The sequence below is a fragment of the Sphingopyxis sp. 22461 genome (assembly GCF_052044915.1).
In the GTDB taxonomy this organism is placed as follows: domain Bacteria; phylum Pseudomonadota; class Alphaproteobacteria; order Sphingomonadales; family Sphingomonadaceae; genus Sphingopyxis.
This window is the reverse complement of the sequence record NZ_JBQENY010000008.1, coordinates 224,896-247,673: the sequence shown is the minus strand read 5'-3', so window position 1 is coordinate 247,673 and position 22,778 is coordinate 224,896. Positions and strand designations below refer to the sequence as shown.

Here is a 22,778-nt window from a genome sequence, read left to right as displayed (position 1 = left end):
TTCCCGTCAAGTCGGGCTTGCGCTGCGGCAACAAGGACTTAAGGTCGCGCGCCATGACAAAGCCCTCCCTGCTCGCCGGCCTCGCCGCATTCGCCCTCATCTCCACCCCCGCCATGGCGCAAAAGTCGCCCGAGGCGACTGCCGAAGCCGCGCTCAAGCGCGCGCCGGTGTTCGACGGGCACAATGACGTGCCATGGGCGCTGCGGCTGCGCGAGGGCAATGTCATCAACGGCTTCGATTTCCAGGACACGACCGACACCGCCAAGCCCGACGCGACCCCGCCCGAAATCGCGATGCACACCGACCTGATGCGGCTGCGCAAGGGGCATGTCGGCGCGCAATTCTGGTCGGTCTATGTGCCGAGCAACCCGAACGAGCAGCTGGCGGTGCAGCAGACGATCGAACAGATCGACGTGATGAAGCGCTTGGTTGCGCGCTACCCGAGCGACCTCGCGCTCGCCTCGACCTCGGCCGAGCTCGAAAAGGCGATGAAGGCGGGCAAGATCGCCGGGATGCTCGGCATGGAGGGCGGCCATTCGATCGGCTCGTCGCTCGCGGTGCTGCGACAGATGTACGATCTGGGCGCGCGTTACATGACGCTCACCCATTCGAAGAATCTCAGCTGGGCCGACGCCGCTACCGACGCGCCCGCGCACGATGGCCTCACCGATTTCGGCCGCCAGGTGGTGCGCGAGATGAACCGCATCGGGATGATCGTCGATCTGAGCCACGTCAGCGAAGCGACGATGAAGGATGCGCTCGAGGTATCGAAGGCGCCGGTGATGTTCAGCCACTCGGGCGTCCGCGCGATCAATCCGCATCCGCGCAACGTTCCCGACAGCGTGCTGCCTGCGGTGAAGGCCAATGGCGGGATCGTGATGATCGTGCTGCTGCCGGGTTTCCTCGATGCCGATGTCCGCGCGCAGGGGCTGGCGCGCACCGCCGAGCAGGCGCGGCTGAAGGCGATGTATCCGGGCGATCCGGCGGCGGAGAAGGCGGCGCTCCAGGCGTGGGACGCGGCCAATCCGATGCCGACGACCAGTATCGCCAAGGTTGCCGAGCATATCGATCATCTCAAAAAGACGATCGGGGTCGATCATATCGGGCTCGGCGGCGATTATGACGGGATGGATTCGGCGCCGGTCGGGATGGAGGATGTGTCGGGATACCCCGCGCTGTTCACCGAACTCGCGAAGCGCGGATACAGTCAGGCCGATCTCGAGAAGATCGCGAGCGGCAACATGCTGCGCGTGCTGAAGGCGGTCGAGACCTATGCGGCGAGCCAGAAGGGCCAGCCGCCGATCGAGACGCCGGTCGCGAAATAAGAGCTAGGGGCGGCGGCGAAACGGCCAGTCGGTCGCGCCGCCCGCCCATAGCGCCCACCAGATGATGAGCGGCTGTGCGGCAAGGCGCGGGCCGTGATACCACCAGCTCAAAGTCTCGCCGCCGATCGCGATATTGGCGAGCGCGTGGTAAAAATTGGCGGGCCAGACGCAGAGCGCATAGAGCGCAAGACCCCAGCCGGCCGCCTTGCGCGTGGCGGGGATCATTAGCCCGATGGCGCCCGCGATCTCGGCGATGCCGGTCGCGGCGACGACCAGCCCGGGCTGCGGCACCCACGGCGGCGTGATCGCGAGGAAGGGCGCGGGGGCCGCAAGGTGGCGATAGCCCGCATAGCCATAAGCCAGCGCGAGCAGCCAGCGCAGTGCCGTGCGGACCGGGGCGTTCAACGCCCGAGCGCGGTGAGCATCGCCTCGATGCTGGTGAATTTTTCGCGCGGGCGGCCGTCGAGCGCGGCTGCGACCTCGGCCTCCTCGATTCGGCGCCAGTCGCGGAAGGTGACGGGGGTGACATCGCGACTGGCGAGCAGCGCATCGAGACCGGGGCGTCCCGCCTTGCCCGCACCGCGGCCGATATCCTCGAGCACCATTTCGCCAATGCGCGCGCCGTCGGGCTTGTTGGTGCCGATCGTTCCCGACGGGCCGCGCCGCGCCCAGCCGACCGCGTAGAGACCGGGCAGGATGCGCCCTTCGTCGCTCGCGAAACGCCCGCGGCCATGCTCATAAGGGACGCCGGGGATCGGCGGGGTCTGGTAACCGATGCAGCTGATCACCAGCCCGGCATCGAGCGCATAGGTCTCGCCCGTGCCGTGACTGGTGAGGTCGGCGTCGAGCGTCGTGCGCTCGACGATCACGCGCTGCACCCGGCCGTCGCCTTCGATCGCGATGGGCATGGCGAAGAAGTCGAAATCGATCGTCACCGGCTTGGCGACCGGGTTGGCGGTGAAGCTGCGCAGGTGGGTGACCGACTTGCGCATGCCGGGTTCGAGCATGGCGTCGTCGCCCTCGGGCGGCAGGTCGGCGGGGTCGACGCGCGGGCTGGCGCGTTCGAGATGGCCGAGTTCGCCGAGCTCCTTCGGCGTCATCGCGATCTGGTGCGGGCCGCGGCGGCCGAGGATCTGGATATGGCGCACCGCGCTTTGCGCCAGTGCATCGCGGGCGTGCGCGACGATGTCGCTGCCCGCGAATTCGCCCGGCGTCTTGGCGAGGATGCGCGCGACGTCGAGCGCGACATTGCCGTTGCCGATCACCACGACCCCCGGGGCGTCGAGCGGCGGGTTCAGATCGGCGAAATCGGGATGGCCGTTGTACCAGCCGACAAAGGCGGCGCTGCCGATCACGCCGGGTAGGTCGGCGCCGGGGATGTCGAGCGGACGGTCGTTCGGCGCGCCGGTTGCGAGGATGACGGCGTCGTAAAGGCCGACAAGTTCGTCGATCGTCACGTCGGTGCCGACCGACACATGGCCGACGAAACGGACATTGTCGGTGAGCGCGGTGCCCTCGTAACGGCGCGACACCGCCTTGATCGACTGGTGGTCGGGCGCGACCCCGGTGCGGATCAGGCCATAGGGGACGGGCAGCCGGTCGATGACGTCGACCGCGATATCGTCCGCTTTCTGTAATGTTTCGGCTGTATAATAACCCGCAGGGCCCGACCCGACGATCGCGACATGACGCATCAACCCACTCCTTCGGGTGTCCGCGCGGGCGCGCGGCCCCTATCTTGTTATGCGGGCGATGCTAGCGGCGAAATGCGTCAGGGCAAGCGGACTTGTTCGAGTGGGCGAACCGGCCTTGACAGCGGGCCCGTGCAGTCATATTTGGCCCGCCTCTGCTGCCCTGTCGTCTAATGGTAAGACTGCGGTTTCTGATACCGCCTATCGAGGTTCGAATCCTCGCGGGGCATCCAGATTTCCTAGCTATCACATTGTTTTTGCTAGAGAATTTTGGAGTGGTAGCACTCTTCCCCATATCCTCCACCAAAATTTGCCGGTGACGTTGGGTCAGCAGCGGCTGTGGGTATGAATTTCGAGCCTTTCCGGAATTGTGAAGCGAAATTCCTTTGGCGCGAGATCCTCAGGCGGTGCCTCACCCTCTCTACGTAGTGGCGACGTGCCATTGACCGCTTTGCACCTCAACCTGGCCATTCGAACGCCGGGTCGGCGACCCCAAAAGCGGTCCTTCATGTTTGCGGCGCCATCGGCGCAGGCCGGAGCGTCCACTGCCTGGGGCAGCTAACCCGTTGACGACCCTCCGTCGATTTAGCGCTGAAGCTGCCATAGCAGAGGCCGTGTGGATCCCGTTTTTGGGGCAACGCAAAGACCGGGGCATTTGGATCTCTAATTGATCTTGTGTTCGGGCGCGTTGAGGTCGATCCTCGCAATTCCAGCGGGCCATTTTCCGGCGAGGAAAATAGGCAGGCAGGAGGAGAGCGACATGGATGGGACTATCCACGGCACCAGAGCCATCGCGATCGTCGGACCCGCCGGCACAGGCAAGACGAGCCTCGCCGAGGCCATGCTGTTCGCGGCGGGGGCCAGCGCCCGGCTGGGCGCGGTCGATGGCGGCAGCAGCGTCGGCGACGCCAGCCCGGAAGCGCGCGCGCGATGTGGTTCGACCGAACTGAACCTGATGCGCTTCGAATGGATGAAGGAAGGCTATGCGCTGATCGACGCGCCCGGGTCGGTGGGCTTCGCGGCGGACGCGGAGATGGCGCTGGCCGTGGCCGATCTGGCGCTGGTGGTGATCGATCCCGATCCGGCGCGTGCGCCGCTGGTCGAACCGACATTGCGACGTCTGGAAGCGCTCCGCCTCCCGCACGCACTGTTCGTAAACAAGATCGATCAGGCGCGCGGCAGCATCGAGGATCTGCTTGCAGCGCTCCAGCCGCTGAGCGCCACGGCGCTTGTGGCTCGGCAAATCCCGATCCGGGCCGGCGAGCGCGTAGCCGGCTTTGTCGATCTCGCGCTGGAGCGCGCCTATCATTATCAGCCGGACCGCCGCTCGGAACGGGTGCCGTTGGCCGCCCATCTCCGGAGCGATGAGACCGATGCGCGCTTCCACATGCTCGAACAGCTGGCAGATCATGACGATATACTGCTCGAGCAATTGCTGAACGACGAGAAGCCAAGCTTCGACACAATCTTTGGCGATCTCGCCCGTGAGACCGCGGCGGGGCAGATCGTACCGATCCTGTTTGGCTCGGCGCTCAACGGGTTTGGCATCCGCCGTCTCCTCAAAATGCTGCGCCATGATACACCCCCCGCCGCGCTGACGGCGGATCGGCTTGCTATCGACGGTGCCGCGGCGCAGGTGTTCAAGGTCACGCATGGCAGTGCGGTGGGCCGGCTGGCGCTCGCGCGTGTCTTCGGTGCGCCGCTTGCCGAGGGGGCCGAACTGTTGGGCGCCGATGGGAACCCGATGCGTATCGGATCCTTGTTCGCAGTGCAGGGAGCGGCGACCACGAAGATCGCTCGCGCCGAACCGGGCGACATCGTCGGCATCGCTAAGGTGGATGTCGTCCAGGCGGGCGACCGGCTCGGCGCAGCCGGTCACCCGCATGCTGTCGTGGACGCGGTGCAGCGGCCGGCAAGCAATTATGCGCTGGCCATCGCGGTCACCGACCATAAGGACGAGGTGCGGTTGTCGACAGCGCTCAATCGACTGGTCGAGGAGGACCCCGGACTGCGCTGGAGGCTCGACGAGGCGACGCAGGAGACGCTGCTCCACGGGCTCAATGACGAGCATCTGGCCGTCGTCCAGGCACGGCTGAAACGGCGTTACGGCGTTGCCATATCGGTGCGTCCGCCCGCGATCGCCTACAAGGAAACGATCCGCAAGACCGTGACAAAGCATGGCCGCCACAAGAAGCAATCCGGCGGGCACGGCCAGTTCGGCGACGTCATCATCGAACTCCGCCCGCGCGGGCGTGGCGACGGCTTTCAGTTCGAGGACCGGATCACCGGGGGCGCGATCCCCCGGCAATGGATTCCGGCGGTCGAGCAGGGCGTGCGCGATGCGATGGCGCGCGGGCCATTCGGCTTTCCGGTCGTCGATGTCGCGGTTGCGCTGGTCGATGGCTCCTTTCACAGCGTCGACAGCTCGGAACTGGCCTTTCGCACCGCCGGCCGGATCGCCATGGCAGAAGCCCTGGCGGCGGCGACGCCCTATCTGCTCGAGCCGCTCGCGCACGTGACGATCCGGGCGCCGGGCAGCGCCGTTTCACGGATCACCTCCGCGGCGACCAGCCGACGCGGCCAGGTGCTGGGAATAACGCCGCTCGAAGGCTGGTCTCGCTGGGACGTGATCGAGTTGCTGCTGCCCGAGGCTGAGCTTCCCGGACTGGAGCCCGAACTGCGATCACTGAGCCAGGGCATGGCGCATTACGAGGCGCGCTTCGACCATCTCGCGGAACTCAGCGAGAAGCTCGCCAGCGCACTGATCCGCCGCACGCCCGAGCCCGCCTGACCCGAAATGGCCGGGCCCGCGCCACATGCGCGTCGCCATCTTGCAGTCATCTGCGAAATAGCGTAGCGGCCCCGTTGTCGATCCCGGCGTGTTTCTGAAACTGGAAAGGAGAAAATCATGCGAGCAGCATCCGTCCGCAACGCAACAATTTTCGAACTCCAGACTATTCAGGAACAAATTGCATGGGCAATTTCCTTTCGGGCGAGCCTGCTCGCCTGACCCGGTCGCGCGGTCCGGGTGCCGCTGACCACTTCATATTCCATTTCCAGACCACCCGTTTCCGACGGGCCTTCCTCTATTCCGGGGAGACTCTTCATGCGGTCTGACATGTTCAAAGTCATCGTCGAACGGCCGCGCTGGGGCGCGAGCCATGCGCCGCCCGTCAAACTGAAAAGGAGCCGTGATCCGGATCGCAAATTTATCGGCCTGAAACGGCACGCAAAATGCGAAGCCGCCTATACCAAGTCGCTCAACGAGAATCTGCAACCGCTCGTCCGCTTCTTGCGAAGCAAGCGCGGATGCCGCTGGGACGATGTGTTCAGCGAGATTTGCGTGCAACTCGACACCGGCAGCACGGTGAAGATGCACGTCAGGCTCCATCTGGAGGACATTGTCGCAGCCCGGATTTCCGTCGGCCGGCAAGGCGAATGGATGTTCGAGGGCGAAGTGCTGGGTCGGCCCCACCGCTGGTCCCGCCGCCGCGCGTTCTTCGTCGATCCGCGCGACGGCATCCTCAAGGACTGGTCGGAATTGCCACAGGATATCGCGCCTCGCGATGGTGGGAAGGGAGGTGCCGCATGACCGGGGCATCGATCACGATCATTTCGTCGGACATCGGCCGGATGGATCCGCTCGCGCTCGATCAGCTTGCACAGACGGCGCGACTGGAAGGCATCGACCGGGTCGTCGGGTTGCCGGATCTGCATGCCGGGCGCGGGATCGCCGTCGGTGCGGCCTTCTGGTCGCCCGACATGGTTTTCCCGCATCTGGTCGGCAGCGACATCGGCTGCGGGATGGGGCTGTGGGAGACCGATCTGCCGGTCCGCAAGTTCAAGCTCGATGCGGCCGAACGGAAACTCCGGGGGCTGGATGAGCCGTGGGACGGCGATGCGGATGCTGCGCTGTCCGGAGCCGGTCTCGCGCCCGGGCTTGGTGATGCCGCGCTGGGCACGATCGGCGGCGGCAATCATTTTGCCGAGTTCCAGCGCATCGAACAGGTCATCGACGGGGACCTGTTCGAGGGGCTTGGATTTCGCGCCGACGCCCTCTGGCTCATGGTGCACAGCGGCTCGCGCGGGCTCGGCCAGGCGATACTGGATGCATGGACGCGGCGCGACGGCAGCGCTGCGGCCGAGGCGGCGAGCGAGGCAGGAGCAGCCTATCTCGCGGCGCACGATCATGCGGTCGCATGGGCCGTGCTTAACCGCGACGTCATTGCGCGACGCTTCTGCGAAAAGCTCGGACTGGCGGCCGAGCGCAAGCTCGACATCTGCCACAACAGCGTGACGGCGCACGAAGGCGGCTGGCTCCATCGCAAAGGGGCCGCGCCCGCCGACAAGGGGCTGGTGGTGATCCCCGGGTCGCGCGGCGATTTCAGCTATCTGGTCGAGCCGGTCGTCGATCGGGGCGCCGAGGCTCTATATTCGCTCGCCCACGGTGCCGGCCGGAAGTGGAGCCGCAACGATGCCCATGGCAGGCTCTCGAAGCGATTCCGGCCGGCCGAGCTGGAAAGAACCGCGCTTGGCGGGCGCGTGATTTGCGAAGACCGCCGGCTGATCTTCGAGGAAGCACCACAAGCCTATAAGGATATCGGCGTTGTCATTCGCGATCTTGAGGAGGCGGGGCTGATCCGGGTCATCGCAAGCCTGCGCCCGCTGCTGAGCTATAAAACGAGGCGGACATGACCGAAATCATCATGCATCTGTCGTCGGGTCAGGGGCCGGAGGAGTGCCGCTGGGTCGTCGGCCAGCTGGCGCGCGTCTTTTTGAAGGAAGCCGCTGTTGCGGGGCTTGGCACTGAATTGCTCGAATCGGCAGCGGGCAACCCGGCGTCGCTCCTCCTGCGCGTTACCGGCGCCGGGGCCGAGCAATTCGCCAGGCAGAGAGCGGGGACCATCCAGTGGGTGGGCGCCAGTCCATTCCGGCCCAATCATAAGCGGCGTAACTGGTTTGTCGGTGCGGCATTGGTTCCCCCGATCGATGAAATCGCCGAACTCAGGCCGGAAGATATCGTCTATCAGGCGATGCGCGCATCGGGGCCCGGTGGGCAGCACGTGAACAAAACGGACAGCGCGGTTCGGGCGACACATCTTCCGACGGGCTTGATCACGACGGCGCAAGATCAGCGCTCGCAACATGCCAACCGCAAGCTCGCCCGCATAAAGCTTGCCCTGATGTTGATCGAGCGCCGGGACGATGGGGCGCGGAATGCGCGCAAAGAAGAGTGGGACCGCAACAGGCGGCTCGAACGGGGAAATCCGGTCAAGACATACTTGGGTCCGGGCTTCCAGCTCAAGCGATGATGGGGAGGTGGGAGTGGCCGTTCTGAACCATATTCTGGATACAAGCGGTCCTCTCGTCGCGGGCGATTTGCCGGGGCCACGCTGCTTGTCGCACATGATGTGACGGCGGGCAGACATCTCTTTCCAAGCCGGCGTATTGACGAGATAGCTATGGTCGAAGCCGGGCCCGCGCTCGCCGACCTTTGCGGGGCATCCAGAGCTTTTCTTAAATCGCTGAAGTCGAAACGTCCGCAGAGCGCCGGGCGGCCCGATCGCGCGCCCGGCACCGTATCCTCCTAAGCCAATGTCAGCGGATCGCTGATGCCGTGCGCGCCGCGTTCGATGCGGCCCGCGAGACGTGCTTCCATGCCCGGCAGCGCGACGGTGACGTCGTACCAGTCATGATCCTTCGGGGTCGGCCACGCCTCGACCGCCTCGCCGTGGCTCGCGATCGCCACCGTCTTGCCGGCCGCGGGGGCATAGGCGTCGCGGAAGATCTTCGCTTCCTGCGCATCGCCGCCGTCGTTGACGAAGGCCAGCGCAAGCGCCCGCTGTTTGACGTTGTAGCGCGCGGTCAGCGCGGGCGCGCGCGCGGCGTCGGCGAGCGTGCCGCGGAAGGCGCGGTGGAAGCCATTGGGGCCGAGAATCCAGAGGTCGAACGCCCCGTCGGTCCCGACGCTCCAGCGATCGTCGATTCGTTTGCCCGCCTCGACCGTATAGCGGCGCGGGATGCTGTCGAGGTTGTGCTTGTCATAGACGTGAAATACCGCGCCCGCCGCACCCTCGTTGATGAAATCGAGCACAACCGCTTGGCCGCCGGCGTCGATTCGCGCGTCGACGTGAAGCACATAGGGCAGCGCGCGCGAGCGGCGGATGCCCTTTTCCTGGAACAGGTCCTGCGGCACGCGCGGCGGCAGCGCTTTCGGGCGCTGGAGGTGGGTGTCGAGGATCGCGGCCGAGCCGCTGACATCGGGCAGCGCGGGGAAGGCCGCGTCGGCGCCCTTCGAGAAGTCGAAGCACGAGGTCAGGTCGCCGCAGACCGAGCGGTGCCACGGGCTGATCGCGGGGATGGTAACGCCGAAGCGTTGTTCGAGGAACTGGCCGACCGAGGTGTGGTCGAACACTTCGCTGCTGACCCAGCCGCCCTTGCTCCACGGAGAGACGACATACATCGGCACGCGCGGGCCGAGGCCGAACGGCCGCGTCGTTCCCGAGATAGTGTCGTCGCGCGAGAGATATTTATCCTCATGATCGTCGAAATAATGACCGGGCAGCGCGAGCGTCGCCTTGCCCGCGGGTGTGCCGTCGGCATTGTACGATGGCGGCGCGGCGGGCGGGAAATGGTCGAACAGCCCGTCATTCTCGTCGAAGGTCTGGAAGAAGACCGTGCCCGCCCAGGTATCGGGATTGGCGGTCAGCGCATCGAGCACCGATGCGGTGAATTCGGCGCCTTCGATCGGGGTCGAGGCCGACGGATGTTCGGACCATTGCTTGGGCGGAAGCACCCACGACACCGCGGGCAGCGTGCCGTTCTTCGCATCCTCGGCCAGCTTTTCGAGCGAATGATGCGACATGCCGCGTTCGTAGATCGGCGAGCCGGGCTTGGCGTCGCGAAAGCCCTTGAAGGCAAGGCCGCCGTGCATCGCCCCGGTCCAATTGTCGTTGGGGTCCTGATAGATGCGCCAGTCGACGCCCGCCGCCTCGAGTACCTCGGGAATCGTCGCCCATTCGAGCGCGTTTCCGGCGTAGGTATAGCCGGGTTCGGGCAGCGCGCCCTTGATCCAGCAGCGGAGGTTATTGGGTTCGGACTTGTCGTCGCGGCAGTTGGTGCCCGTCGCGGCGACGTCGGGATCGAAATTGGACCCCGACCAGAAGACGATGCGGTTCGGATCGGTGCCGGTGGTGATCGAGCAATGATAGGCGTCGCAGATCGTGAACGCCTCGGCGAGCGCGAACTGGAAAGGGATGTCCTCGCGCTTGTAATAGCCCATCGAATAATCGGTCTTGAACTTGGGCCACAGGCCGAACTTGCCCTGGTTCCACGCCGCCTGCGCGTCGGAGAAGCTGTGCGGGGTGCCCGGCACTTTCAGGCCGTTGGTGCGCGCGGTGTCGAGGTGGAAGGGTGGCAGGTCGCGCGCGCCGTTACTCTGGAACCAGACATTCTTGTCGCCCGCGAGCGGGATCGGATGGCGGTCGCCGAAACCGCGAACCCCCTTCATCGTCCCGAAATAATGGTCGAACGAGCGATTCTCCTGCATCAGGATGACGATATGGCGCACATCCTTGATCGTGCCCGTCGTGCGCTTCGCCGGGATGGCGAGCGCGCGGCCGATGCTCGCGTGAAAGGCGGCGGCGGAGCCTGCAACGCCTGCGGCCTTCAGGAAATCGCGTCTCGAATTGCTCATCCAAACTACTCCGGGTTCAAGGGGAAATGGGGTGTCATCGCCACGCCCGCCGCGCGCGCGAGGCGACAAGGTCGAGCGTCAGGATGACAAGGAAAATGGCGATCAGGATCGTGCCGACATGGCCATATTCATAGAGGTCGAAGCGGCCCTTGAGCTCCTGCCCGATGCCGCCCGCGCCGACGAGGCCGATCACCGACCCCATGCGGACATTGCGGTCGAAGGTGTAGAGCGTGCAGGCGATATGCTGCGGCAGCACTTGCGGCACGATCGCGCTGCCCCAGATGGTCAGGCGCCCGGCGCCCATCGCCGTTAGTGCCTGCTGCGGGCGCGGATCGGCATCCTCGATATCGTCGGCGTAAAATTTGCCGAGGAACCCGGCCGAATGCAGCCCGAGCGCGAGCACCCCGGCGATCGGCCCGAAGCCGAAGGCGATGACGAGGAACAGTGCTGCGATCAGCTCGGGGATCGCGCGGAGGAAAGCCGAGGCGGCGCGCGAGCCTGTTCGCAACGCGGGGTGCGGCGTGACGTTGCGCGCGCCGAGCAGCGCGAGCGGCATCCCGATCAGTACTGCGATCACGCTACCCCATAATGCGATCTCGAGCGTCTCGAGCATCTTGGCCGCGACATGGAAGGCATAGCCGAACGGTTCGACCAGCCACGCGGTGCGCACCATACGCTCTTCGCGGCGCAGCGTTTCGGGATTGAGTTCGGTGACGCGCGTTTCGATGGTTTCGACGCGCGCGAAGGGCGGCAGGCGATCGGGGTCGAACCCCTCGATGCGGCTGACCTCGCGCCGTGACGACAATTGGATCGGCACCAATTGCGCCAGCGTCGAGCCGAGCCCGTCGGCGACCTGCGACCGGTCGGCCAGGCCCGCCTCTGCCAGCACCGCCTCGCCGCTGAGCGCGAGCATCCGGCCGATCTCGACGCGCTGCCCGGTGTACCAGAGGGTCAGCAGCGCGGCGGCGAGCAACGCGACGGCGCGCGCGTTGAGCAGCGACGGGAAGCGCCAGGGCACAGCCGGGCTCACCGTGCCACCGCCCGGATTCGCGGCAGGGTCCGCTCGCCGTCGAGCATCGCGGGCGGGCCGTCGAAGACCACGCGCCCGGCATCGAGCATGATGATGCGATCGGCGAAGCGGCGCGCGAGTTCGGGCTGGTGCAGGCTGCAGAGCAAGGTCGCGCCGAGGCTGCGCGCTTCGTCGCGGAGCAGCGCGAGTGTGGCCTCGCCCGTCGCCGGGTCTAGGCTGGCAATCGGTTCGTCGGCGAGAATGATCGCGGGACGATGGAGCAGCGCGCGCGCAACCGCGACGCGCTGTTGCTGCCCGCCCGACAGGCTGTCGGCGCGGCGCGTAAGCTGGGCTTCGTCGAGTCCGAGGCCGGCGAGCAAGTGTGCGGCGCGCATGCGGTCGGCGGGCGGGTAAAGGCCGGCGAGCGACCGCGCGATGCCGATATCGGCGACCGCCATGACATTGCGCGCGACGCTGGCCCGGCCGCTCAGCGCGAAATCCTGCGGGATCAGGCCGATGCGGCGGCGCTGCGCGCGGCTGACGGGAACGCCGTCATAGAGGATGCGCCCTCCGCTTGGCGCGACAAGCCCGCCGATCGCGCGGAGCAGCGTCGATTTGCCCGCGCCCGACGCGCCCAGCACCGCGCAGAATTGGCCGGCGGGAATGAAAAGCGTCAGGTCCGCAAGCGCGTCGGCGCCGCCCGCATGACGGACGCACAGATCGGCGATGCCGATGTCGATCATCGCGCCGCCCTTTCGGCGGCCTTGCGCAGCATTTCGTCCTTCAGCGCCGGGGTGACCTGCGCCATCTTGCGCGCAGCGGGGTCGAAGTGATCGACGGGAAGATGGCCGACATAGCCATCGACGCGCGCGCCGCCATAGCCGCGGATCATTTCGGGCGTGACGCCGGGGGTGCGATCGATCCTTTCGAAAGCGCCGCGCAGACGGGCCCGCAGCGCTGGATCGAGGCGCGTATTCGCGATCAGCGGCGGATAGGGGATCGGCTCGCTGCGCGCGACCACGCGAAGGTCACGCGCGCCGGGGACATTGGCGCGCACCGCCTTGTCATAGCTGTCGAACGAGAGCGCGGCGGCGTCGACCTCGCCGTTAATCAGCGCGGCGAGGCTGTTGGCGTGGGTGCCCGTCATGCGCACCGCCGACAGGTCGCGGACCGGGTCGATCCCGGCGTCGAGGAACATCGCGACGGGAAAGATGAAAGCCGAGGTCGAATTGACGTCGCCGAACGCGACGCGCCGGCCGCGAAGGTCGGCGATCGACCGGACGGGCGAGTCGGCGCGGACGAACAGCCCCGAATAATAGACCGAGCGGCCGCCCTTGACCGCGACCGCGAGCAGTTCGGCGCAGCCGCGCTTTTGCGCCTGGAGATAGGTGACCGAACCGACAAAGGCGATATCGGCAGCATCGTTGCACATCGCCTCAACGACCCCGCCATAGGATTGCGCGACCTTGAGGTTGAAGCTGAGGCCGGTGCTGCGCGCGACCGCGTCGAAGATCGGGCGATAGTCGGCGAGGGTGCCGCTCTCGGTCCCGCCGTCGGCGGGGATCAGCAGCACGCGGAGCGGCGGCTGTGCCGACCGCGGGGAGGCCGATCGCGGCGACAGGGCCAGCCAGGCCGTGCCGGCGACGCATAGCGCCGCCAGCACGCCCGCAATCATCCACCGCCGCATACACAATCTCCGTCGACCCGAAAAACGAGCGGCGATTACGACGGGGCTGTGACAGCGGCATGAACCGGGCTCTCCGAACCGGCTCGATCAGAATATCGTCGAGAAGGAGACATAGACCGCGCGCGGCTTGCCCTCGAACTCATAGCCATAGAAATATTCGGGGCTGTTGAGCGCAATCTCGCCGCGGATGAACGCCGAGCTGTAGCGCATGTTGCCGTAGCCGTAGCGTTCGGCATATTCCTTGTCGAAGATGTTGACGACGCGCAGCTGGATCTGGTGCTGGCGCTCGTCCCCCAGACGGTATCCGATCGATCCGTTGAGCAGGAAATAATTGCCGAAATTGTGGCGCAGCGAATTGTTGACGCCGCCCGTCGCATATTCGGGACCCTGATAGCGCGGGAACAGCGTGACCGAGAAGCGGTCGTCGGGGCTGGTCCAGCGGACGTTGCCGCCGATCATATATTCGGGGGTCTCGTTGATCTGCAGCTTGCTGCCGTCGAGGCGCGCCTTCTGCTTGGTGTAATTGACGTTGAACGAAAAGCCCTTGCCGACGCGGACGTCGAGCTCGGCTGTGAGGCCGCGGATTTCGGTGATGCGGTCGTTGTTAAAATAGGTGTTGGGGGTGAGCCCCGACGTCGTCTGGATGCGGTTGGTGACATCGGTGCGGAACGCGCCGACCTCGGCATTCACCTCAACATTGCCGAAGCTCTGCGAAAAGCCGATGCCGCCGTTATAGGTTTCGGTTTCCTCGGTCTTGAGGTCGGGGTTGCCGACCAGCGTCGGGCTCTGGGCGAAAAGCTCGTTGGTGCGCGGCAGACTGTATGAGGTGCCGCCGTTGCCGCGGATATAGAAAGCGCCGATCGGCTGGCGGAAACCGAATTTCCAGATCGTGCGCGACCCGAAGCTGTCGGCGAAGTCGGTGCGTAGCGCGAGCGACAATTTGGTGTCGGGGCTGAACGGGATCACCGGGCGGAAATCGGCATAGACGCCGGTGATCGTGTTCGCCTTGTTCGAGATCGGGAAGACGGGGTCGGAGTCATTCTTGTACGACACGACCTGCACGCCCGCGACGACTTCGAGGATGTTGGGGAGCGACAGCGTGTTGCGGACGTTGAGCCCCATCTCGCGGAAACCGCCGACCTTCGAATCCTTGCCGAAGCCCTTGTTCGGGAAGGGGATCGACTTGCCCGTGGCGTCGCCGAAACGGATCAGCTTGCCCGTCGTCGGGTCGGTGCAGCCGGCGGGGGTCTTGCAGATTTCGGCGAAGGTCTCGGTGTTGTTGAGCCGCGGGTTGCTCCAGTAGCCCGCGATTTCGGTGTAGAAATTGTCCGACCAGCGGCGGTCGAGCGAGAAATCGACGATCGGATAGCGGACGCGGTTGGGCGAAAAGGTTTCGGCGTCGGGGAAGGGGTCGTGGAATTCGATCTGCGTATATTGGCCGTTGACCCGGAACTCGCTCTTGTCGTCGACCTTCCACAGATATTTGACGCCGATGTTGCTGCGGTTGAGCGGATAGTCCTGGATGCCGCCCGCCTTGGCGACATTGTCGACATAGGATTCGGGGGCGAAGATGCGCGGGCCGTCGGTCTGGATGCTGCCGCCATAGACCATCAGGCTGTGGCGCCCCTCGGGGTCGATCGGGAAGCGCGCGTTGCCCCAGATTTCGCGCGTGTTGAACGCGCCGTACTGCGCGCCGAGTTCGAACTTGCTGCTGCCGTCGGGGCGCTTGGTGACGAGGCTGATCACGCCGATGCCGCCGTTGCTGCCGAAAAAGAGGCTGTTGCCGCCGCGGAACACCTCGGCGCGCTCGATCATGTGCGGGTCGATCGTCGTCGAGCCCCAGATATCCTCGAGCGCGGGGCCGCGATCGTAGAGCGGTACGCCGTCGAGCACGACGAGCGTGTCGCGGTCGCTGCCGCCGTCGAGGCGGATCGTATATTCGCCCTCGTCGGGCGAATAGCCGATGTTCGCGCCCTTGATCAGGAACTGCGCGATTTCGGCGAAGTTGGTCGCGCCCGTTGCGGCGATTTCTTCGGAGGTCACGATCTGCACGGCGTTGCCATATTCGACCGCCGCGGCGGCGAGCGGCGTCGCCTCGACTGCCGCGGTGCCGTTGACGATGATCTCGTCGCCCGCGTCCGAACCGGCATCGGCGCTGTCGGCGGTCGCCTCATCGACGGCGGCGAAGGCGACCGACGGCAGCGCGCTCGCCGACAGCATCAGGCCAAAAACCATGGCCGCACGAAATTTGGAAGCCTTGTGCACAATCATGCCCCTTTTGAAGAATCGCGATCACATTCGGTGGGGCAGGGGTGGCCGTGTTCACGACTCGATGCTGCGCCGCACCAATGTGCGAGGCATCCGCTAGGGGCGGCGTGTGACAGTTGAGTGAAATTTGCTCAATTTTAGATTTATATAAAAATGAGTAAATTGCACTTTCGGATCGCTGCGATCTCGGCTAACCTTCTCTGTCCCGCAGGGGCGACATTCGGATTCTGACGGAGAATTGCGTAAGATGAATGAAACGGGCGGGGCGCCGAAAGCGGCGGGGGACGATCGGGCGCCGATCGAAAATGCGCTCGAACGAATGAGAATGGCTCATGGCACTATGGCGCGGGGTGCGCGCCGCATCGCCGACCATATACTGGCGCAGCCCGAAGAGATCGTCCGCATGTCGATCACCGAACTCGCCGAAGCCGTCGGGGTGAGCGAGGGCAGCGTCGTCAATTTCTGCCGCGGCATCGGCCTGTCGGGGTTCCAGCATCTGAAGCTCAGCCTCGCGCGCGAAGTGGTCCAGCCGGTGCAGTTCATCCACGAGGATGTCGGGCGCGACGACGATATGGATACCATCTGCCGCAAGGTCTTTCATTCGGGAATCCAGGCGCTGCGCGACTCGCTCTCGGTGCTCGATCCCCAGGCGCTCTCGCGCGCGGTCGAGGCGATCCGGACCGCGAAGCGCGTCGAAATCTATGGCATCGGCTCGTCGGCGCCGATCGCCGAGGACACGCATTACCGGATGCTGCGCATCGGGCTCGACGCGCGCGTGGTCACCGACAGCCATATCCAGGCGATCAGCGCCTCACGCTGCGATCCCGACGTCGCGGTGCTGACGATTTCGCACAGCGGCGCGACGCATGAGACCGTTGCCGCGACGCGGCTGGCAAAGGAAGCCGGGGCGCGGACGATCGTCATCACCAACTTCGCGCGCTCGCCGATCCAGGCCTATGCCGACACCGTGCTCTTCACCATGGCGCGCGAAACGCGCTTTCGCACCGAGGCGATGACGAGCCGGATCGCGCAGCTTTGCGTCGTCGACGCGCTGATCGCGGCGCTCGCGCTCGGCGATTACGACCATTCGATCGACACGCTGCGCCAGACTTTCGAAGTGCTCTCGATCAAGCGCTTCTGACCGGCGGGCGCGATCAGCTCGCGGAATTTATCATCGGCGGATAAGCCTCGGCTTGTCCGCCGATAGATTTTCTTCGTCGGAAAAAGCGGCCTCTGGCGTTGACGAATCTAAAATCAATCGATTAAGTTGACATTGTCGTTCGGGACTGGTCGAGACGAATGACGGGCTCTCCCCCTCGACCCGCGGCTTTTGACCGGGAAGCAGCTTGCTCCGCGTAAACAACGGCTAAAGCGCGTGATGCTCGGGCGACATCGCCAGGCATTGCGTTCCCCCAGAAGGGGTATTGCGATGCGTATGTGTAGCACCATCAACTAGATCGTCGCCGCGTGGCTCGCGCGGGGTAGCGGACCGACCGCGCCCCGCTTCGTCTCGCGGCATCCCAACATCTCCAGCCGCGCCTCCTCTCGCGAGACGTTGCGGCTCGACGTCCGGCACCCGAGCGCCGGCGCGGGGAAAAACCATGCCTTTGCTGACCCAATCCGACCTGTCGGATCTGGCTCGCTATCCTGCGTCCCTGCGCAGCGCCGCCCGGGCGCTGTGGGGGGCGGAGCTGGCGGCTGCCCGATCCGGCGCGGCGCACCGCGCCACCATCCATCTCATCAAAAAGGGGGCGGGATCACCGCCCGGGGACCCAATATAATGAACCGTTTCTCTCCCGATCATCGTTTGAAGTTTCTGCTCGGCGCGGCGCTGTTGCTGCCTGCCGCACCGGCCTTTGCCGCCGAAACCGAAACAACCTCTGCCGACGGCGCCGAAGTCGACGGAGAAGCCGCCGGCGCTGCGGTGGCGGCCGCGTCTGCCGCCTCGTACGACGGCGCCGAGATCATCGTGTCGGCGCGCCGCCGCGACGAAAGCGCGCAGGATGTCCCGATCGCATTGTCGGTCGTCGGCGCGTCGCAGCTCGAGGCGACGGGCAACTACTCGTTGACGCAGATCCAGCAGATCGTGCCGAGCCTGCAAGTGTTCAGCTTCAACCCGCGCAACACCAACATCAACATCCGCGGGCTTGGCAGCAATGTCGCGCTGACCAACGACGGGCTCGAGAATGGCGTCGGCTTCTATATCGACAATGTCTATTATGGGCGGGTCGGCCAGTCGCAATTCGACCTGGTCGATCTGCAGCAGATCGAGGTGCTGCGCGGCCCGCAGGGGACTTTGTTCGGCAAGAACACCACATCGGGCGCGATCAACATCACGTCGCGAAAGCCAAGCTTCGACCCCGAATTTTCGGGCGAGGCGAGCGTCGGCGATTACGGCTATTATCAGCTGCGCGGCTCGGCATCGGGCGCGCTCATCGACGATCTGCTCGCGGTCCGCGTCAGCGGCTCGGTGACCGAGCGGCGCGGCTTCCTCTACAACGACACGCAGAACGAGCGCGCGCAGGATTATTCGAACTGGAGCGTGCGCGGGCAGTTGCTGTTCACCCCGACCGCCGACCTCGAAGTCCGCATCATCGGCGACTTCGCGCGGCAGAAGCAGAACCATGTCCTCAACATCTTCGCCGACTATTTCGGCACCTATGACAATGGCGCGGCGATCCCGAACAGCTTTGCCGAGCGCGCGGCGCGGTTCCCGGGTTACAGCTTCCCGGCGATCGATCCCTTTGCGCGGCGCGGCGAGGCGGACAGCCATTATCAGTCGAACATGGACGGGTACGGCGTGTCGGGGCAGGTCGACTGGAACGTTGGCGCCGCCAAGCTGACCTCGATCACCGCCTATCGCTGGTGGGACTGGAACCCCGCCAACGATGGCGATTCCACCTCGCTGCCAGTGATCGTCAAGGCGCAGCAGGCGAACCGCCAGCGCCAGTTCAGCCAAGAGATAAGGCTCGCGTCGGATACCGAAGGCCCGATCGACTATGTCGTCGGCGCCTATTATTTCTGGCAGGTCATCCGCGGCAAGGGCGCGAGCGCCTACGGCCCCGCCGCCGCGCTGTGGAACCGCCCCGCGACCTCGCCGATCCCGCTCGCCGCATGGGAAGCCGCACTCAACGGCTTCGAGGCGAACTCGACCTCGGACCCCCGCACCAAAAGCTATGCTTTGTTCGGCCAGCTCGACTGGAAATTCACCGACCGGCTGACGCTCACCGCGGGGCTTCGTTACACGCACGAAAAGAAGAGCGGTTCGTTCACGCAGATCCATGTCGCGGGAACCGATCTCGCGACCCTCCCGGCCGGATTGGCGGCGCAGGCGGCGGCGCTCCGTGCGCAATTTAACCCCGTCACCAGCTATTCGACGGGCTTCACCGACAATAGCGTGTCGGGGCTCGCGACGCTGTCGTGGCAGTTCAGCGATGACGCGCTGGCCTATGCGACCTATTCGCGCGGCAACAAGTCGGGCGGCCTCAACCTCACCAACCTGCCCGCCGGGATCGATCCCGATGTCGCGCCCGAAAAGGTCGACAGCTACGAACTCGGGATCAAGTCCGAGTGGTTCGACAAGGCGGTGACACTCAACGTCGCGGGTTATTGGACCGAAATCAGCGATTATCAGACCGCGATCACCGAGCAGGTGCCGAACACGGTCAACGTCCGCCAATATATCGCGAATATTCCGGGGGTGCGCTCGCGCGGGGTCGAAGGCGACCTGAGCTTCGCGCCGAGCGAACGCGCCAGCTTCTATGCCTCGGTCGCTTACGCCGACACGACGTACAGCGATTACCGCACCGCGCCGCAGGCGCCCGAGCGGCTCAATCAGGGGGGCATCCAGGACCTGACGGGCGAGCAGCTGCCCGGCGTTCCCAAGTTCACCTATACGCTCGGCGGCGACGTGTCGGCGCCGCTCGGCAATCTCGGCGGGCGCGACCTGTCACTATACGGCCACGCCGATTATTCGCACCGCTCGACCTTCAACACCTCGTCGAGTGACAGCCGTTATGCCGATGTTCCGGCGTACGGCATCGCCAATGCCCGCATCGGCATCCGCACCGACGACGGATTGTTCGACCTGTCGATCTGGGCGCGCAACCTGTTCGACAAGGATTATTTCCAGACCTTGTCGGCGCAGAACACCGGCATCGTCACCTCGCTGATCGGCGAACCGCGCACGATCGGCGCGACGCTGCGGACGAAGCTGTGATGGCGGCGTTCACCCCTTTTGCGCGTGAACCACGCGCCCACCCCATTCGACGACCGCCCGCCGGGGCTCTTGCCGGATATCCCCGCCGTCCAACCCCCAAAGGAGACTGACATGACGGACCTTCACAACAGCTATGCCAATGCGCGCGACAAGACTATCGACCTCGACGTCACCCCCGTGACCGGCACGATCGGCGCGATCGTGAACGGCGTCCAGCTGTCGGGCGATCTGCCCGCGGCGACGGTGCAGGCTATTCAAGCTGCGCTCGTGCGGCACAAGGTGCTCTTCTTTCGCGACCAGCAGCATCTGACCGATCAGGAGCATGAAGATTTTGCTGCGCTGCTCGGCGATCCGGTCGCGCATCCGACGGTGCCGGTTGCCGAAGGATCGCGCTACCTGCTCGAACTCGACAGCAAGGAAGGCTATGCGGCGTCGAGCTGGCACACCGACGTGACCTTTGTCGACGCCTATCCCAAGGCATCGATCCTGCGCGCGCTGACCATCCCCGAAGCGGGCGGCGACACGCAGTGGGCGAATGGCGAAACCGCCTATGAGGGCTTGCCCGAGGTGCTGCGCCAGCTCGTGGGCAATCTGTGGGCGACGCACACCAACCTCTATGATTATGCGTCGATCCTGCAATCGGCGCCCGACGGCGAAAGCGCGGCGAAGCGGATCAAGGAGCATCGCAACGTCTTCGCCTCGACGGTGTACGAAACCGAGCATCCGGTGGTGCGCGTCCATCCGGTGAGCGGCCAGCGCAGCCTGTTGCTCGGCCATTTCGTCAAGCAGTTCGTCGGGCTGAACGCGGCCGACAGCGCGCGGCTGTTCCAGACGCTGCAGGATCATATCACCAAGCCCGAAAATGTCGTGCGCTGGCGCTGGCGCGAGGGCGACGTGGCGATCTGGGATAATCAGTCGACGCAGCACCGCGCGACCGCCGACTTCGGCCTGCAGCGCCGGACGCTCCGTCGCGCGACGATTTCGGGCGAGGTTCCGGTCGCGATCGACGGGCGCCGCAGCCGCACCGTCCGCAAGGAAAAGGCGGTTCAATACGAACCCGCCTGACGAAATCGGCCGGCGTTTATGGCTCTCCCTTCCTTCCTGTGACTGCGCCGGCCCTGTCTGCGGCGCGCCCCGGTTCCATTCGCCCGGGCGCGCCGACCTTTTACCTTCGAAAGACCACCCGATGACCCATGGTTCGCGTTTCGCCCGTCTGCTTTTTGCCGCGCTGATCGGTGCTGCCGCGACCGTCGGGTCTGCGCAGGCGAAGGAGCGGCGGCCAAACCTGCTCGTCATCGTTGCCGACGATCTCGGCTATTCGGACCTTGGCGCCTTCGGCGGCGAGATCCGCACGCCGAATCTCGACAAGCTCGCGCTGAACGGCATCCGCCTCGCAGGTTTTCACACCGCGCCGACCTGTTCGCCGACGCGCTCGATGCTGCTTTCGGGGACCGACAATCACCGCGCCGGGCTCGGCACGATGGCCGAGATGATCCGCCCGAACCAGCAGGGAAAGCCGGGCTATGAGGGCTATTTGCGCAGCGACGTCGCGACGCTCGCCGAGCGGCTGAGCGTCAGCGGCTATCGCACCTTGCTGTCGGGCAAATGGCACCTGGGTTTGACCTCCGAACAGGACCCGCACGCGCGCGGGTTCGAGCGCAGCTTTGCCTTGCTGCAGGGTGGGCATAATCATTTCGGCACCGACGCCGATCCCGAAAAGGGTGGGCGGGCAACCTATACCGAACAGGGGAAGCGGCTGACGCAGCTCCCCGCCGATTTCTATTCGAGCGACACGTTCGCGACGCGGCTGATCGAATTCCTCGGCGAAAAGCCGGCCAGCGGAAAGCCCGCGCGGCCCTTTTTCGGCTATCTCGCTTTCACCGCGCCGCACTGGCCGCTGCAAGCGCACCCCGAGGACATCGCGCGCTACAAGGGGCGCTATGACGAAGGGTTCGACGTGCTGCGCGAGCGGCGGCTGGCGCGGCAGCGCGAACTGGGCATCCTTGGCCCCGATGTCGCGGCGCACACCCCGCGCAACCGCGACGGGAGCTGGGATTCGCTGACCGCCGATCAGCAGCGGCTCGCCGCGCGCAACATGGAAATCTATGCCGCGATGGTCGATCGGCTCGACCAGAATGTCGGCCGCGTGATCGAATCGCTGCGCGCTTCGGGCGAGCTCGACAACACGGTGATCGTCTTCCTGGCCGACAATGGCGCCGAGGCGCTCGATGTCGAGACGACGGGCGCGCAGATGCTCGCCGCGCCGCTGAAGGGCGCCGACAATGGCTTCGCCAATCGCGGCACGGCGTCGTCGTACCTGACCTATGGTGCGGGCTGGGCGCAGGCGGCGACCGCGCCGTCGTGGCTGACCAAGGGCTATCAAAGCGAGGGCGGCACGCGCGCGGTCGCCTTCATCAGCGGCGCGGGTATCGTGGCGCGCAAGGGCGCCGAAACGCAATATCTGTCGGTCGCCGATATCGCGCCGACGCTGCTTGACCTTGCGGGCGCCGATGCCAAGACGACGCGTGTCGCGGGGCGCAAGGTCGTGCCGATCACCGGCCGCTCGTGGGCCGCCTGGCTCAAGAACGCCAATGCGCGCGTTTATGGCGCCGACGATGGCGTGGGGTCCGAGCTGTTCGGCTCGCGCGCCTATCGCCGCGGCGACTGGAAGCTTACCGATATTGGTGACGGTATCTGGCGATTGTTCGACATCGCGCGCGATCCCGGCGAGACGCGCGACCTGTCACTTGCCCATCCCGACCATAAGGCCGAGCTTGCGGCGGCTTGGGATCGTTATGCGCAGGATGTCGGCGTGATCCTGCCCGACGCCATTCCCTATCGGCCGTAGGTCGCGCAATTCATGCGGCTCGGCGCGTTGGGGCT

General features: G+C 65.6%; 16 protein-coding genes and 1 tRNA gene. 10 read left to right on the top strand and 7 right to left on the bottom strand.

Features of this window, described 5'->3' with window-relative positions; translation table 11 throughout:
• Positions 1 to 53 precede the first annotated feature (53 nt).
• The gene (locus tag ACTJI5_RS15200) at positions 54 to 1,325 is read left to right on the top strand and encodes a dipeptidase (protein WP_440860910.1); all 1,272 of its coding nucleotides are present in this window, start codon (positions 54 to 56) and stop codon (positions 1,323 to 1,325) included.
• Between the two features lie 3 nt (positions 1,326 to 1,328).
• Here ACTJI5_RS15200 and ACTJI5_RS15195 read toward each other — a convergent pair whose 3' ends face one another.
• Entirely contained in the window at positions 1,329 to 1,730 is a 402-nt protein-coding gene (locus ACTJI5_RS15195; RefSeq protein ID WP_440860909.1) for a DoxX family protein, read from the bottom strand.
• The gene (locus ACTJI5_RS15190) at positions 1,727 to 3,019 is read right to left on the bottom strand and encodes an FAD-dependent oxidoreductase (protein WP_440860908.1); all 1,293 of its coding nucleotides are present in this window, start codon (positions 3,017 to 3,019) and stop codon (positions 1,727 to 1,729) included. Before ACTJI5_RS15190 ends, ACTJI5_RS15195 begins: the two co-directional genes overlap by 4 nt.
• Positions 3,020 to 3,175: 156 nt before the next feature.
• Here ACTJI5_RS15190 and ACTJI5_RS15185 point away from each other — a divergent pair.
• The 5 genes from ACTJI5_RS15185 to prfH all read left to right on the top strand — a co-directional run bounded on the left by ACTJI5_RS15185 (position 3,176) and on the right by prfH (position 8,328).
• A tRNA-Gln gene (locus tag ACTJI5_RS15185) sits at positions 3,176 to 3,249 on the top strand.
• A 527-nt stretch (positions 3,250 to 3,776) separates the two neighbouring features.
• Entirely contained in the window at positions 3,777 to 5,807 is a 2,031-nt protein-coding gene (locus ACTJI5_RS15180; protein WP_440860907.1) for an elongation factor G, read from the top strand.
• 237 nt (positions 5,808 to 6,044) lie between these two features.
• On the top strand, positions 6,045 to 6,608 hold the full coding sequence (locus ACTJI5_RS15175) for a hypothetical protein (RefSeq protein ID WP_440860906.1): 564 nt from the start codon (positions 6,045 to 6,047) through the stop codon (positions 6,606 to 6,608).
• Entirely contained in the window at positions 6,605 to 7,711 is a 1,107-nt protein-coding gene (locus tag ACTJI5_RS15170; RefSeq protein ID WP_440860905.1) for an RNA ligase RtcB family protein, read from the top strand. Before ACTJI5_RS15175 ends, ACTJI5_RS15170 begins: the two co-directional genes overlap by 4 nt.
• A complete protein-coding gene (gene prfH, locus ACTJI5_RS15165; protein ID WP_440860904.1) occupies positions 7,708 to 8,328 on the top strand; it encodes a peptide chain release factor H in 621 nt (206 codons plus the stop codon). The genes ACTJI5_RS15170 and prfH overlap by 4 nt, the downstream gene beginning before the upstream one ends.
• 275 nt (positions 8,329 to 8,603) lie before the next feature.
• On the opposite strand, the gene ACTJI5_RS15160 is transcribed toward prfH, so the two are convergent.
• From ACTJI5_RS15160 to ACTJI5_RS15140, 5 genes are all read right to left on the bottom strand, one after another.
• Positions 8,604 to 10,712 (bottom strand): phosphocholine-specific phospholipase C, encoded by a 2,109-nt coding sequence (locus ACTJI5_RS15160; protein WP_440860903.1) that lies wholly within the window; start codon positions 10,710 to 10,712, stop codon positions 8,604 to 8,606.
• A 34-nt stretch (positions 10,713 to 10,746) separates the two neighbouring features.
• Positions 10,747 to 11,742, bottom strand: coding sequence for a phosphonate ABC transporter, permease protein PhnE (phnE, locus tag ACTJI5_RS15155; protein ID WP_440860902.1), 996 nt, complete (start codon positions 11,740 to 11,742; stop codon positions 10,747 to 10,749).
• The gene (locus tag ACTJI5_RS15150; RefSeq protein ID WP_440860901.1) at positions 11,739 to 12,464 is read right to left on the bottom strand and encodes a phosphonate ABC transporter ATP-binding protein; all 726 of its coding nucleotides are present in this window, start codon (positions 12,462 to 12,464) and stop codon (positions 11,739 to 11,741) included. The genes phnE and ACTJI5_RS15150 overlap by 4 nt, the downstream gene beginning before the upstream one ends.
• Positions 12,461 to 13,408, bottom strand: a complete 948-nt coding sequence (locus tag ACTJI5_RS15145; RefSeq protein WP_440860900.1) for a phosphate/phosphite/phosphonate ABC transporter substrate-binding protein — start codon at positions 13,406 to 13,408, stop codon at positions 12,461 to 12,463. The genes ACTJI5_RS15150 and ACTJI5_RS15145 overlap by 4 nt, the downstream gene beginning before the upstream one ends.
• A gap of 87 nt (positions 13,409 to 13,495) precedes the next feature.
• Positions 13,496 to 15,679 (bottom strand): TonB-dependent receptor plug domain-containing protein, encoded by a 2,184-nt coding sequence (locus ACTJI5_RS15140; protein ID WP_440860899.1) that lies wholly within the window; start codon positions 15,677 to 15,679, stop codon positions 13,496 to 13,498.
• 244 nt (positions 15,680 to 15,923) lie between these two features.
• On the opposite strand from ACTJI5_RS15140, the gene ACTJI5_RS15135 reads away from it, so the two are divergent.
• The 4 genes from ACTJI5_RS15135 to ACTJI5_RS15120 all read left to right on the top strand — a co-directional run bounded on the left by ACTJI5_RS15135 (position 15,924) and on the right by ACTJI5_RS15120 (position 22,743).
• Positions 15,924 to 16,817, top strand: a complete 894-nt coding sequence (locus tag ACTJI5_RS15135) for a MurR/RpiR family transcriptional regulator (protein WP_440860898.1) — start codon at positions 15,924 to 15,926, stop codon at positions 16,815 to 16,817.
• 639 nt (positions 16,818 to 17,456) lie between these two features.
• Positions 17,457 to 19,895 (top strand): TonB-dependent receptor, encoded by a 2,439-nt coding sequence (locus tag ACTJI5_RS15130; RefSeq protein ID WP_440860897.1) that lies wholly within the window; start codon positions 17,457 to 17,459, stop codon positions 19,893 to 19,895.
• Positions 19,896 to 20,006: 111 nt separating this feature from the next.
• Positions 20,007 to 20,960: a TauD/TfdA dioxygenase family protein gene (locus ACTJI5_RS15125; RefSeq protein ID WP_440860896.1), complete on the top strand. Its 954-nt coding sequence runs from the start codon at positions 20,007 to 20,009 to the stop codon at positions 20,958 to 20,960.
• A 121-nt stretch (positions 20,961 to 21,081) separates the two neighbouring features.
• Positions 21,082 to 22,743 (top strand): arylsulfatase, encoded by a 1,662-nt coding sequence (locus tag ACTJI5_RS15120; protein WP_440860895.1) that lies wholly within the window; start codon positions 21,082 to 21,084, stop codon positions 22,741 to 22,743.
• Positions 22,744 to 22,778: the final 35 nt, after the last annotated feature.

Coding starts and splice junctions, on each gene's coding strand:
- prfH (WP_440860904.1), top strand. CDS start 7,708: ATGACCGAAATCATCATGCATCTGTCGTCGGGTCAGGGGCCGGAGGAG.
- ACTJI5_RS15125 (WP_440860896.1), top strand. CDS start 20,007: ATGACGGACCTTCACAACAGCTATGCCAATGCGCGCGACAAGACTATC.
- ACTJI5_RS15130 (WP_440860897.1), top strand. CDS start 17,457: ATGAACCGTTTCTCTCCCGATCATCGTTTGAAGTTTCTGCTCGGCGCG.
- ACTJI5_RS15160 (WP_440860903.1), bottom strand. CDS start 10,712: ATGAGCAATTCGAGACGCGATTTCCTGAAGGCCGCAGGCGTTGCAGGC.
- ACTJI5_RS15180 (WP_440860907.1), top strand. CDS start 3,777: ATGGATGGGACTATCCACGGCACCAGAGCCATCGCGATCGTCGGACCC.
- ACTJI5_RS15200 (WP_440860910.1), top strand. CDS start 54: ATGACAAAGCCCTCCCTGCTCGCCGGCCTCGCCGCATTCGCCCTCATC.
- ACTJI5_RS15135 (WP_440860898.1), top strand. CDS start 15,924: ATGAATGAAACGGGCGGGGCGCCGAAAGCGGCGGGGGACGATCGGGCG.
- ACTJI5_RS15140 (WP_440860899.1), bottom strand. CDS start 15,679: ATGATTGTGCACAAGGCTTCCAAATTTCGTGCGGCCATGGTTTTTGGC.
- ACTJI5_RS15150 (WP_440860901.1), bottom strand. CDS start 12,464: ATGATCGACATCGGCATCGCCGATCTGTGCGTCCGTCATGCGGGCGGC.
- ACTJI5_RS15170 (WP_440860905.1), top strand. CDS start 6,605: ATGACCGGGGCATCGATCACGATCATTTCGTCGGACATCGGCCGGATG.
- ACTJI5_RS15120 (WP_440860895.1), top strand. CDS start 21,082: ATGACCCATGGTTCGCGTTTCGCCCGTCTGCTTTTTGCCGCGCTGATC.
- ACTJI5_RS15145 (WP_440860900.1), bottom strand. CDS start 13,408: ATGCGGCGGTGGATGATTGCGGGCGTGCTGGCGGCGCTATGCGTCGCC.
- ACTJI5_RS15190 (WP_440860908.1), bottom strand. CDS start 3,019: ATGCGTCATGTCGCGATCGTCGGGTCGGGCCCTGCGGGTTATTATACA.